This is a genomic window from Ruegeria sp. HKCCD7303, from assembly GCF_013111185.1.
In the GTDB taxonomy this organism is placed as follows: domain Bacteria; phylum Pseudomonadota; class Alphaproteobacteria; order Rhodobacterales; family Rhodobacteraceae; genus Ruegeria.
In genome coordinates this window covers 50,604-62,863 of the sequence record NZ_WVRE01000002.1, presented here as the reverse complement: position 1 = coordinate 62,863, position 12,260 = coordinate 50,604, and the positions used below count along the sequence as shown (strand labels likewise).

Annotated in this window: 13 protein-coding genes; 9 read left to right on the top strand and 4 right to left on the bottom strand. The window is 56.0% G+C overall.

Features of this window, described 5'->3' with window-relative positions; translation table 11 throughout:
- Positions 1-73: 73 nt before the first annotated feature.
- From GS630_RS04895 to GS630_RS04875, 5 genes are all read left to right on the top strand, one after another.
- Complete coding sequence (locus tag GS630_RS04895; protein WP_171179579.1) at positions 74-412, top strand: P-II family nitrogen regulator; 339 nt, start codon at positions 74-76, stop codon at positions 410-412.
- A 33-nt stretch (positions 413-445) separates the two neighbouring features.
- Positions 446-1,852, top strand: coding sequence for a type I glutamate--ammonia ligase (gene glnA, locus GS630_RS04890; protein ID WP_171179577.1), 1,407 nt, complete (start codon positions 446-448; stop codon positions 1,850-1,852).
- Between the two features lie 107 nt (positions 1,853-1,959).
- A complete protein-coding gene (locus GS630_RS04885) occupies positions 1,960-2,595 on the top strand; it encodes an MSMEG_1061 family FMN-dependent PPOX-type flavoprotein (RefSeq protein ID WP_171618770.1) in 636 nt (211 codons plus the stop codon).
- Positions 2,596-2,661: 66 nt separating this feature from the next.
- Positions 2,662-3,450 (top strand): lytic transglycosylase domain-containing protein, encoded by a 789-nt coding sequence (locus GS630_RS04880; RefSeq protein ID WP_171179572.1) that lies wholly within the window; start codon positions 2,662-2,664, stop codon positions 3,448-3,450.
- A gap of 199 nt (positions 3,451-3,649) precedes the next feature.
- Positions 3,650-4,561 carry a hypothetical protein gene (locus tag GS630_RS04875; protein ID WP_348540091.1) on the top strand — a complete coding sequence of 304 codons (912 nt, stop codon included), beginning with the start codon at positions 3,650-3,652 and terminating at the stop codon, positions 4,559-4,561.
- Positions 4,562-4,596: 35 nt separating this feature from the next.
- Here the strand turns inward: GS630_RS04875 and GS630_RS04870 are convergent, their stop codons facing one another.
- Complete coding sequence (locus tag GS630_RS04870; RefSeq protein WP_171618768.1) at positions 4,597-5,340, bottom strand: DUF3445 domain-containing protein; 744 nt, start codon at positions 5,338-5,340, stop codon at positions 4,597-4,599.
- A 122-nt stretch (positions 5,341-5,462) separates the two neighbouring features.
- Between GS630_RS04870 and dddP the strand changes: the two genes are divergently transcribed.
- Entirely contained in the window at positions 5,463-6,806 is a 1,344-nt protein-coding gene (dddP, locus tag GS630_RS04865; protein WP_171618766.1) for a dimethylsulfonioproprionate lyase DddP, read from the top strand.
- A 473-nt stretch (positions 6,807-7,279) separates the two neighbouring features.
- Positions 7,280-8,494: a bifunctional alpha/beta hydrolase/OsmC family protein gene (locus tag GS630_RS04860; RefSeq protein WP_171179564.1), complete on the top strand. Its 1,215-nt coding sequence runs from the start codon at positions 7,280-7,282 to the stop codon at positions 8,492-8,494.
- A 30-nt stretch (positions 8,495-8,524) separates the two neighbouring features.
- Here the strand turns inward: GS630_RS04860 and GS630_RS04855 are convergent, their stop codons facing one another.
- The 3 genes from GS630_RS04855 to GS630_RS04845 form a co-directional block, all read right to left on the bottom strand.
- Complete coding sequence (locus tag GS630_RS04855) at positions 8,525-8,854, bottom strand: hypothetical protein (protein WP_171234521.1); 330 nt, start codon at positions 8,852-8,854, stop codon at positions 8,525-8,527.
- 12 nt (positions 8,855-8,866) lie between these two features.
- Entirely contained in the window at positions 8,867-9,427 is a 561-nt protein-coding gene (locus tag GS630_RS04850) for a hypothetical protein (RefSeq protein WP_171618764.1), read from the bottom strand.
- A 166-nt stretch (positions 9,428-9,593) separates the two neighbouring features.
- On the bottom strand, positions 9,594-9,926 hold the full coding sequence (locus tag GS630_RS04845; protein ID WP_171618762.1) for a hypothetical protein: 333 nt from the start codon (positions 9,924-9,926) through the stop codon (positions 9,594-9,596).
- 88 nt (positions 9,927-10,014) lie between these two features.
- Here GS630_RS04845 and purB point away from each other — a divergent pair, with 88 nt between their 5' ends.
- Entirely contained in the window at positions 10,015-11,319 is a 1,305-nt protein-coding gene (gene purB, locus GS630_RS04840; RefSeq protein ID WP_171237804.1) for an adenylosuccinate lyase, read from the top strand.
- A gap of 379 nt (positions 11,320-11,698) precedes the next feature.
- Entirely contained in the window at positions 11,699-12,247 is a 549-nt protein-coding gene (locus tag GS630_RS04835; protein WP_171179552.1) for a hypothetical protein, read from the top strand.
- The last annotated feature ends 13 nt before the right edge of the window (positions 12,248-12,260 follow it).

Sequence of the window (12,260 nt, the reverse complement as noted above, 5' to 3'; positions counted from 1 at the left end):
TTCCGCAATCACATTGCCGCCTGATCTTAGACGTGATCACTGCGGGTCTGACAACCATGCGAGGTGAGCCGGGATGAAAAAGATCGAAGCGATCATCAAGCCGTTCAAACTGGACGAAGTGAAAGAGGCATTACAGGACGTCGGCGTCCAGGGCCTCAGCGTGATCGAAGTCAAAGGCTTCGGCCGCCAGAAAGGACACACGGAACTCTACCGTGGTGCAGAATATGTCGTCGACTTTCTGCCCAAGGTGAAGGTCGAGGTCGTGTTGGACGATGATCAGGTCGATGCCGCCATCGAAGCCATCGTTTCGGCCGCAAAAACCGACAAAATCGGTGATGGCAAAATTTTTGTCTCACCAATTGAACAAGCCATCCGTATCCGTACCGGCGAGACCGGTTCGGACGCGCTGTAAAACTCAAATCTTCAAGTCAGAGGAAACAAGAGAATGAGCAAGGACGCAGTTCTTCAGCTGATCAAGGAAGAAGACGCAGAATACGTCGACATCCGCTTCACCGACCCGCGCGGTAAGCTTCAGCACGTGACGATCATGGCCGATCAGGTCGACGAAGACTTCTTGGAAGAAGGCTTTATGTTCGACGGTTCGTCCATCGCGGGATGGAAATCGATCGAAGCTTCGGACATGAAACTGATGCCCGACACAGGCAGCGCCTATGTCGATCCGTTCTACGCGGAAAAGACCATCTGCCTGCACTGCTCGGTTGTTGAACCCGACACTGGCGAAGCATACGAGCGTGACCCGCGCGGTACTGCTCAGAAAGCCGAAGCTTACCTGAAAGCATCCGGCATCGGCGACGTTGCCTATATGGGTCCGGAAGCCGAGTTCTTCCTGTTCGACGATGTTCGTTTCTCGAACAGTATCAACAAAGTATCCTACGAAGTTGATGCGACCGACGCGTCGTGGAACACCGACACCGAGTACGAGATGGGCAACATGGGCCACCGTCCGGGCGTCAAGGGTGGCTACTTCCCGGTGAACCCGGTTGACGAAGCGCAGGATCTGCGTTCGGAAATGCTGTCGACCATGAAGCGTCTAGGCATGAAGGTCGACAAGCACCACCACGAGGTTGCCTCGTGCCAGCACGAACTGGGCCTGATCTTCGACAGCCTGACCAAACAAGCGGACGAGCTGCAGAAGTACAAATACGTTATCCACAACGTTGCGCATGCTTACGGCAAATCGGCGACCTTCATGCCGAAGCCGATCGCGGGTGACAACGGCACTGGTATGCACGTGAACATGTCGATCTGGAAAGACGGCAAGCCGTTGTTCGCAGGTGACAAATACGCCGACCTGTCAGACGAAGCACTCTACTTCATCGGCGGCATCCTGAAGCACGCCAAGACCCTGAACGCCTTCACCAACCCGGCGACCAACAGCTACAAGCGTCTGATCCCCGGCTTCGAAGCGCCCGTTCTGCGCGCCTACTCGGCCCGTAACCGTTCGGGTTGTGTCCGTATTCCATGGACCGAAAGCCCCAAAGCCAAGCGCGTTGAGGCCCGCTTCCCGGATCCGGCTGCGAACCCCTATCTGGCGTTTGCCGCACTGCTGATGGCTGGTCTGGACGGCATCAAGAACAAGATCGATCCGGGCGAAGCCATGGACAAGAACCTGTACGATCTGCCTGCCGAAGAACTGGCCGATATTCCGACCGTTTGCGGGAGCCTGCGCGAAGCTCTGGAAGCTCTGGCATCTGATCACGACTTCCTGCTGCAGGGCGACGTTTTCACCAAAGACCAGATCGACGGCTATATCGCACTGAAGATGGAAGAGGTCGAAACCTACGAGCACACCCCGCACCCGGTTGAATACGGCATGTATTACAGCTGCTAAGCTGGGCTTGGGTTTAAATCTGCAGGGGCGTCCAATCGGGCGCCCTTGTTTCGTTAGTGCTGATCTTTCACACTCCTGCCCATCGATCCCAATTCAGGAGAGATCGCATGAACGCTTTTTCAAAGTTTTCCAACATTGTGACCACGGCAGAGGACCTTGAGCGTATCACAGGCTCCCCTCTGCCTCAGATCCTCGCCAAAGAACTGAACGCGCTGGACCGGATGTGCCGCGACTTCATCGCAACGTCTCCGTTCTGCTTGATCGCCTCGGCCAACCCTGACGGATACCTGGACATCTCACCAAGGGGGGACCCGGCTGGTTTTGTTCAGGTATTGTCTGACACACTGATCGCGATCCCGGACAGGCCAGGCAACAAACGGGTGGATACCTTTCACAACGTTCTAAAGGACCCGCGTGTCAGTGTGATATTCTTTGTGCCTGGCAAGATGGAGACACTCAGACTACGAGGCGAAGCCCGAATCTGCGCGGACCCGCAGCTACTGGAGCAAATGGCCATCTCTGGCCATGCTCCTAAACTGGCGCTGCTGATCCACGTTCATACGGTGTTTGCGCATTGCCCCAAATGCGTCATCCGATCAAACCTGTGGCAACCCGACGCGTGGCCAGATGCGTCCAACCTGCCAAACATGAACGCCATGATGGTAAAACATGCCCGGATCAAGGCCACCCCTGATGAATGGTTTGAGACGCTAAAGGAAAAAGGAGAGCTAGATCTCTACTAGCTTCTTTTCCGATCTCGACACCCGCGCTACGCTGAAGTCAGATTTCTTCTTCGTTGGATTGAACCTATGTTTCGCCTCGCTGCTATCCTTGCCTTGTCTCTTACCGCCCCCGTTTTGGCCGCCCCATGCGGGAATACCAGCGCTGGCTTTGAGGCGTGGAAAACCGATTTTGCGAAACAGGCACGAAAGGCCGGGGTGAAAAAAAAGGGATTACGTGCGCTGTCGCAAACGCAATACGCAACGCGCACCATCGCGGCGGACCGCAATCAGAAAAGCTTTAAATACTCATTGGACAAATTCATGCGGGTCCGAGGGGCCGACACTATCGTCGCTCAAGGGCGCAAACGCAAAGCCGCCAACCCCAACTATTATGCTGCGTTCGAGCGCCAATACGGTGTACCAGCAGGCGTGCTGATCGCCATTCATGGCATGGAAACCGGATTTGGAAACTTCATGGGCGACAGCCAGGTTGTGTCCGCAATAACCACTTTGGCCTATGATTGTCGCCGATCCGAGTTCTTTATTCCGCACGCAATTGGGGCGCTGAAATTGGTGGACAAGGGGAGTATCACAATGGCGACAAAAGGGGCAAAACATGGCGAGTTGGGCCACACGCAATTCCTGCCAGGCAATGCTCTGACCTATGGGGTCGATGCCACCGGCGACAGGCGTGTGGATTTCTACAACATGACGGACGCACTGGCTTCAACCGCAAATTTTCTTCGCAAGAAGGGCTGGAAACCGGGGCGCGGCTATCAGCCAGGAGAGCCAAATTTCCGTGTATTGCAGCAGTGGAACGCAGCCTCAGTGTATCAGCAATCCATCGCGATCATGGCCTCCCGAATCGATCAATAACGTCGCCGCACGGAAAACATGCGCAGCACCCGTTTTCGCCACATTTCCGCCACAGTGACAAACAAAAGCCTTTAGTTTCTTGGTTTCCAAAGCGTAATCAATCGCGGGAAAATTTCGGTTTTTTGCATTTTTCGCCAAATTCTGCCCCAGAACGGTTGCTAGAGTGTCTTTCGAACAAAGCTTGAATAAGGACAAAGCAGTGGCTCGGAAGCACAGCTACCATGGCGGCCTGCAATTTGATGGTGACGCAAACGGCGCTCTTGAGCGTTTTGGAACCATCGTTGCCACAACGCTTGAAGATTATGGCCATCTGGTCGAACGCAAAGCGTTGCTCAGTTATTCCGAAGCCAGCATCGTATCGAGCCAATACTTGGTTCGCCTTACGCTGGATACAGGCACACCCGAGCAGGAAGACCGTTACGAGCGTATGGACCGTGCCGCGGGGTTAAAAACCATAACAAAACCCCGCGTGTCACATCCTCAAAACCGGCTCGTGCTATCAGTCACCCCCGTGTCCCCGTTATTGGATGATACTGAGATTTCGGAACTGATGCTGGTGGTCATTTTGTATCGCATGGTCGATATCTGCTCGACCCGGCGAGTCGAATGGCTTTCGCCGAGCACGGTGCTAACGGTCGAACAATTCATGAGCGCCTTCGACACCCTGGCGCCTAATCCCGCAACGCGCGACCGAAAACAGATTTTTCAGTCACTGACCGGTCAGTTCACCGGCGTCAACCTGCCCGAGCTGGACGACACTGTTAGTGCACTTCACGCCCCGACGGCACGTCCGATCCAGCTTACAGATGAGCAATTGCTCAGCATCGCGTTCCGCAGCGAAGACACGCCCCCGTTTGACCAGACCGCGCCTGGAGCCAAAATAACAGAAGATGGTGAACGCCCAAGCGATGTCTTGCGGCTGAGCAGCTGGTGCATGACAGGTGTTCTGGCCAGCGTTTCAGCGCCAATCGCTGTGTCAATGGCCGCCGTCAACCTGATCCGAGGCGAAGATTTCCGCCTGAATACCCAGGTGCTTGTGTTCACTTTTGCCATTGTAGCACTGAACGCCAGCAATGCGTTTGCCGATGTTGCAGATGCGTTGGGCATGTAACTGAATTACCAAGACCCTCCTTGGAGGCCCCGCCGTCAGGCGGGGTTTTCCATTTCTGCAACTGCGTGCGCGGCCAGCACATAAGTGTGGATGGAAAACACGACCGCGTTTGTTTCGGGCAGACGCAATAAAGTTTGCCGCTCGCTCCGCAAAAACGAGTTCTCGCGCCGATCCGGGATTTCTCGTCGGGCATGGGCACTGCGGGGCTGGAACAGCTCGGAATCCTCATACCAAAGAGCATTGAAACGCCACAACGGACGACCGGGCTGAATTCCGTCGAACAATCTTTGCACACGCTTTGCAATATTGGCGTCGTAACTCTGAACCGGCACATGAATGTCGACCAGAGGCCGCATGAATTTTTCCAACAAGCGCCAACTGGCCGGAAAGCACAGGATCGCCCCGGTCAAAACATGCTCTTCACCGAGTTTTTGAAGAATGCAGAAGTCTTCCTGCACCAATTTGCACAACGTATCCAACGGTTGGCTGCGATCAATGAGGACCGTCGCGCCATCGGGTCGGACAACTGCCTCAGCTGCTGACGGGTAAACGCGCGCCAAGACCATATCCAGCAGCTCTTGGGCGGCAGGTTCGGCTTGCGGATCAAGGGCCAGAACGTCGTCTCGGTGATCACAAAGCAGCTCTTCACGGCGCTGCATTTGACCGGAAAACGCCTCGTCCTGATGCAGCCAATCTTCAAGTGTTGTGGGCTGTATCCCGGGCAGAGCACGTGGATTACCAACATCATACGGGATTGTGTTTTGTAGAATCTGCCTCATGACAAAGACTTAGCACGCACGGAGCCACGTGTCGGTCGAAAACGACAGCCTCGCCGTCGCAATTTTGTCAGACGATACGGGTCGGCTCTTTAGTTTTGCCGCAGCACTTAAAGAGGCCCGCCATGAATCAACATTACCGAGACACGCGCAAGATTGACCCCAGCAAAGGCGCGACGTTGGGTGACGGTACTCCGAACGACAATGATCGGATTGAGATCGGGCCAACGCAGTTGGCCTTTGACGAATGGGCCGCTGCGGGGCTTGAGCTGCCCAACCTGACGCGGATGCGGGAACACCGCTGGAAGCGACTGACACGGGCCATTGCAGATCGCGGCTATGGCGGCTTGCTGATGTTTGACCCGTTGAACATTCGCTATGCCACCGACAGCACCAACATGCAGCTTTGGAACACGCATAACCCGTTTCGCGCGGTTCTGCTGTGCGCTGATGGCTATATGGTGATTTGGGACTACAAGAATTCGCCCTTCCTCAGCACATTCAACCCCCTGGTGCGTGAACAACGTTCGGGCGCCGATCTGTTTTACTTTGACCGGGGTGACAAGGTCGACGTTGCTGCGGATGTGTTCTCGAACGAAGTGCGGGTGCTGATCGAAGAACACAGTGGCGGCAACAAGCGACTGGCCGTCGACAAGATCATGCTGCACGGCCTGCGTGCACTTGAGGCGCAAGGGTTCGAGATCATGGAAGGCGAAGAGCTGACCGAAAAGACCCGTGCCATCAAAGGGCCTGACGAAATCCTCGCCATGCGCTGCGCCAGCCACGCCTGCGAGACAGCGGTCGCAGAAATGGAAAAGTTCGCGCGTGCCAATGTGGGCGATGGGAAAACCTCGGAAGACGACATTTGGGCTGTCCTGCATGCAGAAAACATCAAACGTGGCGGAGAATGGATCGAAACGCGCCTTCTGGCCTCGGGCCAGCGGACCAATCCTTGGTTTCAGGAATGCGGCCCTCGGATCACCCAGCAGAACGAGATCATCTCGTTCGACACCGACTTGATTGGGTCATACGGGATTTGCATCGACATTTCCCGCAGTTGGTGGATTGGCGATCAGAAGCCGCGTGAAGACATGATCTATGCCATGCAGCACGCGCATGAACACATCATGACCAACATGGAAATGCTCAAACCCGGCGTGATGATTCCGGAACTGACAGCAAACTCTCACAGGTTGGACGACAAGTTTCAGGCGCAGAAATACGGCTGCCTGATGCACGGCGTTGGCCTTTGTGACGAATGGCCGCTTGTGGCTTATCCGGATAAGGCCGTCGAAGGATCCTATGACTATGCGCTGGAACCGGGAATGGTTTTGTGTGTCGAAGCTTGCGTTGGCGAGGTCGGTGGTGACTTTAGCATTAAGCTAGAAGATCAGGTTCTCATTACCGAAGACGGGTACGAGAACCTGACCAAGTACCCATTTGATCCCCGCTTGATGGGGTTGGAGTGAGACCTAAGCCTCACTCTGACCAGTGCGATCTGCGGACATTTCCGTGCCAGTCTTCAAGAACTGGTTCGTCTTGAACCTGTGGCCCTGTTAGATTTGCGGGCCAGGACTGTCCGATTGCAAATCCAATGAGACCGGCCAGCAGCAGCGCGATGACCCACAGCGGGCGCGTCTCGGGCGGGCGGTGAATTCTGCGTGTGACATGTATATCTCCTAATGCAACATCTTCGCTGCATAGTTGTGTTCACATCGAGAATAAGTGAAATGAATGTTTGGCCGACATTACTTCACAATACCTGATGTGACTCCCAGAAATGCAAATCGCCTTTCAAACCTTCAGCGTAGTGATGATATTCGGGTGAAACGACACGTGCTCAGTTCTCACCTTCCCGTGACGCGACTGACATAAGGGTTGAGACCAGACCAACATGAACACAGTATTGTTCGTGTTCCCCCAACCCATTCAAGGAGCCGACATGCCCACGGAACGCATTACCTTTGCCGGACATGACGGCAGCCAATTGGCCGCACGACTGGATCTGCCTGACGGCCCGGTGCTGGCGACAGCGCTCTTTGCCCATTGTTTTACCTGCTCCAAAGACATCCCCGCAGCCCGGCGCATTTCGGCGCGCTTGGCAGCGATGGGGATTGCAGTACTGCGCTTTGACTTTACGGGGCTGGGCCATTCTGAGGGCGAGTTTGCCAATACGACCTTCACCTCGAATGTCCAGGATTTGATCGCTGCTGCGCAATTTCTGGCGGGGCGGAACATGGCACCGTCCTTGTTGATCGGCCATTCGCTGGGCGGTGCGGCGGTTTTGCGTGCACGCGCTGGCATTCCAACGGTAAAGGCTGTTGTGACACTGGGCGCGCCAGCAGATCCCGGTCACGTCTCACATCACTTCGAAGAGGCGCTGCCTCAGATCGAACAGGACGGAAGCGCCGAGGTGACTTTGGGTGGGCGCCCGTTCCGCATCGGCAAGGCCTTTGTGGATGACATTGCCCAATCCGCCCTGACCGCAGCGATCACCGACCTAAAAGCCGCTTTATTGATCCTGCACGCGCCACGCGACGAAACGGTCAGCATAGACAATGCCAGCACCATCTTTTTGGCGGCGAAGCATCCAAAAAGCTTTGTGACCCTTGATGATGCCGATCATCTGATCACGCGCGCGGCCGATGCCGAATACGCAGCCGATGTGATATCAGCTTGGGTTTCGCGGTATGTGAAACTGTGCCCGCCCGCCCCGCCGCCAGGCGCCCCGGAAGGCGTCGTCCGTGTGACCGAAGCAGACCCAAGCGGTTATATGCAGGATATTCAGGCCGGTCCGCATCACCACGCGGTCGCGGATGAACCAGCTTCTTACGGCGGTACGGATAAGGGCATGTCGCCTTACGGCTTTGTCTCATCCGGTCTGGGTGCCTGTACATCCATGACCATACGCATGTATGCGCGCCGAAAGAACTGGCCGTTGAAAAAGGTGAGCGTGGATGTCTGTCACGACAAGGTTCACGCACAGGACGCCGGGCTCGCAAATGAAGGAAAGGTGGATCAGTTCCGTCGCAAAATCCGATTGATCGGCCCGCTGGATCAAGCGCAAAAGCAACGCTTGCTGGAAATTGCGGACAAGTGCCCTGTGCACCGGACGCTTGAGGGTTCAGCCCATATAACAACTGAGCTTCTGCCATAGAAAAAGGCCGCCCCTGTGCGGCCTTTGCGATCAACGACGCGGCGATGGCCGGTGAATAGGCGGCCGTGCAGCGGGCGGGCGCGCCGTTGGCGGCCTTGGCCGTGCAGGCGGTTTGGCAACCGGCGGCTGTGGCCGATCAGGGCGCGTTGGCCGATCTGGACGGTTTGGTCGATCTGGCCGATCGATGTCGATATTGACGTCACGACGGTAGTAATCGTTCCAGAGCATCGAGTCATAAAACGGGTCATACCCATAACCGACCCCGACCCCGACCGAGACACCATCACAGGCCGACAGTGAAAACGTCGCAGCCCCCAGCCCCAGCGCAAGAGAAATCCGTCTTATGTTTCGCAAACTCATAGCACCCTCCCCTTACTGGAACGACCGGAACGACGCGAAAACCGCGTTCAGATCGTCGGCATAATCTGGATTAGCGCCGTCACGAAGGATGGCCACGGCAACTGCAACGCGGTTTTTTGGCAGATCAATTAGGGCCGCGGTAAAGCTGACTCCTTTGCTTTCCCGACGCCCGGTTCCCCGAAAAACACGCGCCGGCAATCCACCGATGCGGGTGTCGCTGGTGCTGGTGATGGTCGGGTCCTTGACCAGAAACTTGTCGATATCCTGCAAATAGCGGACACCATCCTCAATGGTCGCGACACCAGCGGGCGAGACAAAGCCCATCCAGACAGTATCATCAGTAACCGGGCGCATCCCCATGACGCGGGACACGGCACGCGTATCCCCCAACTCGGTATCTTCGATTTCGCGCGGACCACCTGTACGCAGCGCCCAAAAGTCTGGAACATTAAAGCCGAACAGTGCGCGGCCATCCTGAGTATAAGTCACCGGGGTATCAGCTGCTGCGGACCCTACCCCACCCAACCAAATGGCAGTGCATGCAGCAAGCAATGGACCTGAAAATAAACGCATATCTCAATAACCTGATAGTTTCCTCACGCACAGCTTGAACTTTCAAGGCGCGGTTTGTCCAGTGTTGGCGCGTCGTGATCAGGTGGATTGCACCCGCGCATATCCACTTTCCTGGCGCTGCGGCCAGTGCCAACAGGTCTTGAACGCGTTAGGTCAGCACGCCCGCTTATTGGGCAAATACGCCATCTGTCCGCCCCCCGGCATCGTCGACGAAACGGATCGTATCTTCGTTCCGAAAAACGTCGTAACAAGCCCAAAGGTCCGAAGGTGGCCAGATCGAGCAATACTGGTCTTCGCGCACCACCCAGCGACCTGCACTCGGCCCACCCGAGAAATATTGCGTGACCATACTGGAGTCGAAAGTTTGCCAGACCCCGCTGCCATATTCCAATTTCTGGCCCGTTAAAGCTGCAAGGATTTCCTCGCCGGACAATTTCTGGAAGCCATCTGCGGCCAAAACACCCGGCCAAAGGGCCAAAATCAGGGCAAACCGTCTCATACCCGCTCTCACGTCTTGTTCCCTAACGCGCTCGGGGCTAAACCCCGCGCCAACGCCTCATCCCAACCACATAAAGGTGCTGCCGCCAATGATTCCCCGTTATTCCCGCCCTGACATGGTCGCCATCTGGTCGCCCCAGACCAAGTTCCGCATCTGGTACGAGATCGAGGCGCACGCCTGCGACGCCATGGCCGATCTGGGTGTGATTCCGCGCGAAAATGCCGAAGCTGTATGGAAGGCCAAGGATGTGGAATTTGATGTGGCCCGCATCGACGAGATCGAGGCCGTCACCAAACATGACGTCATTGCCTTCTTGACCCACCTTGCGGAACATGTCGGCAGTGAAGAAGCACGTTTTGTGCATCAGGGCATGACCAGTTCCGACGTGCTGGACACCTGTTTGAACGTACAGCTGACCCGTGCTGCGGACCTGCTGATCGCCGATCTCGAAGGCCTTCTGGCCGCGCTCAAGCGTCGCGCGATTGAACACAAAAACACCGTTCGCATCGGTCGCAGCCATGGCATCCACGCAGAGCCTACCACCATGGGCCTGACCTTTGCCCGGTTCTATGCCGAGATGGATCGCAACCTGTCTCGGATGCGTGACGCTCGAGCGGAAATCGCCACCGGCGCGATCAGCGGCGCAGTTGGCACCTTCGCCAATATCGATCCGCGTGTTGAGGAACATGTCTGCGACCAGATGGGGCTTGTGCCGGAACCGATCAGCACACAAGTCATCCCGCGCGACCGCCACGCGGCCTTCTTTGCTACGCTAGGTGTGATCGCCAGCAGCATCGAGAATATCGCCATAGAAATCCGCCACATGCAGCGGACCGAAGTGCTGGAGGGTGCCGAGTTCTTCTCGATGGGTCAGAAAGGCTCCTCGGCCATGCCCCACAAGAAAAACCCTGTTCTGACCGAGAACCTGACAGGTCTGGCGCGCATGGTGCGCGCGGCCGTGATCCCGGCGATGGAAAACGTGGCGCTCTGGCACGAGCGCGACATCTCGCACTCTTCAGTCGAACGCATGATCGGACCGGACGCGACAATCACCCTGGACTTTGCGCTGGCACGACTGACAGGTGTGATCGACAAGATGCTGATCTTCCCCGAGAACATGCTCGAGAACATGAACAAGTTCCCCGGCCTTGTCATGAGCCAGAGGGTTTTGTTGGCACTGACCCAAGCCGGTGTCAGCCGTGAAGACGCATACGCCATGGTCCAACGCAACGCGCTGAAGGTCTGGGAACACCGGACCGACTTCAAGCAAGAGTTGCTGGCAGATGCGGATGTCACCGCTGCGCTCAGCCCTGAAGAAATCGAAGAAAAATTCGACCTTGGCTATCACACCAAGCATGTCGATACGATCTTTGCCCGTGTGTTTGGCGAGTAAAAATCAAGCAGATCAAACAGTTCAGGGGCCCGGTTCGTACGCAGCGATCCGGGCCTTGTTCTTTTGCCAGATCATCAAAAATCGGTTATCTTGTCCGCGCATTCCCGAACAGGAGAAGCTTGATGATCCGGACTTTGATTTGCGCATTGGCCCTTGGCTGCTCAGCCTCTGTCGCCTTGGCCTGCAGCGCCCATACTGAACAAACGCAGTCCTGCGCGCCGGGAACACAATGGGACGCCGAAGCCCATAGCTGCGTAAAAACTATCAATAGCTGAGGTTTTTCTTTCCTACTTGTGAATAAAAGAGGCAGCGCAATTGTTAGCCTTTTATCAAATCGCGCTATGCTTGATCAGAGCAGTCCAGAGAACGGAGTAGGAAAATGCGCCTTGTTTTAGTTTCAGCTATTGCCCTTCAGGCTTTTGCCTTTGCGCCGGCTTTGTATGCAGCCGGCGACGGTGGCAGCACCACGACCCCACCAAAACCAACGAACACGACCAAGAGGTGCCTTTTTGGCCGCGTCTACGACAAGGACGCGGGGCGTTGTGTCAAACCGAACAAGACCAATTTCACCGATGATGAGCTGTATGACGCCGTGCGCGAGCTGGCTTATGACGGGCAATTCGAGAACGCTCAGAACATTCTGCGCATCATGGATCAGAACGATGATCGCGTCCTGACATATTGGGGTTTTACTTACCGCAAAATGGGTGAGCTTGAGCTGGCAAACGCCTTCTACACCAACGCCATCGAATCCAACCCCGACAACATCCTCGCCCGCAGTTATATGGGACAGGGCTTTGTCGCCGAAGGCAGAACCGATCTGGCGATCGAGCAATGGCGCGAGATCAAAACTCGTGGCGGCGAAGGAACCTGGGCCGAGGCATCGCTGCGCGAAGCCATCCGCACCGGGCTGACCTATAACTACTAAACTTCAAGGTTAT

Excerpts from the sequence above, each read along its gene's own strand:
- GS630_RS04895 (WP_171179579.1), top strand. The coding sequence starts at position 74 with ATGAAAAAGATCGAAGCGATCATCAAGCCGTTCAAACTGGACGAAGTG.
- glnA (WP_171179577.1), top strand. The coding sequence starts at position 446 with ATGAGCAAGGACGCAGTTCTTCAGCTGATCAAGGAAGAAGACGCAGAA.
- GS630_RS04885 (WP_171618770.1), top strand. The coding sequence starts at position 1,960 with ATGAACGCTTTTTCAAAGTTTTCCAACATTGTGACCACGGCAGAGGAC.
- GS630_RS04880 (WP_171179572.1), top strand. The coding sequence starts at position 2,662 with ATGTTTCGCCTCGCTGCTATCCTTGCCTTGTCTCTTACCGCCCCCGTT.
- GS630_RS04870 (WP_171618768.1), bottom strand. The coding sequence starts at position 5,340 with ATGAGGCAGATTCTACAAAACACAATCCCGTATGATGTTGGTAATCCA.
- dddP (WP_171618766.1), top strand. The coding sequence starts at position 5,463 with ATGAATCAACATTACCGAGACACGCGCAAGATTGACCCCAGCAAAGGC.
- GS630_RS04860 (WP_171179564.1), top strand. The coding sequence starts at position 7,280 with ATGCCCACGGAACGCATTACCTTTGCCGGACATGACGGCAGCCAATTG.
- GS630_RS04855 (WP_171234521.1), bottom strand. The coding sequence starts at position 8,854 with ATGAGTTTGCGAAACATAAGACGGATTTCTCTTGCGCTGGGGCTGGGG.
- GS630_RS04850 (WP_171618764.1), bottom strand. The coding sequence starts at position 9,427 with ATGCGTTTATTTTCAGGTCCATTGCTTGCTGCATGCACTGCCATTTGG.
- GS630_RS04845 (WP_171618762.1), bottom strand. The coding sequence starts at position 9,926 with ATGAGACGGTTTGCCCTGATTTTGGCCCTTTGGCCGGGTGTTTTGGCC.
- purB (WP_171237804.1), top strand. The coding sequence starts at position 10,015 with ATGATTCCCCGTTATTCCCGCCCTGACATGGTCGCCATCTGGTCGCCC.
- GS630_RS04835 (WP_171179552.1), top strand. The coding sequence starts at position 11,699 with ATGCGCCTTGTTTTAGTTTCAGCTATTGCCCTTCAGGCTTTTGCCTTT.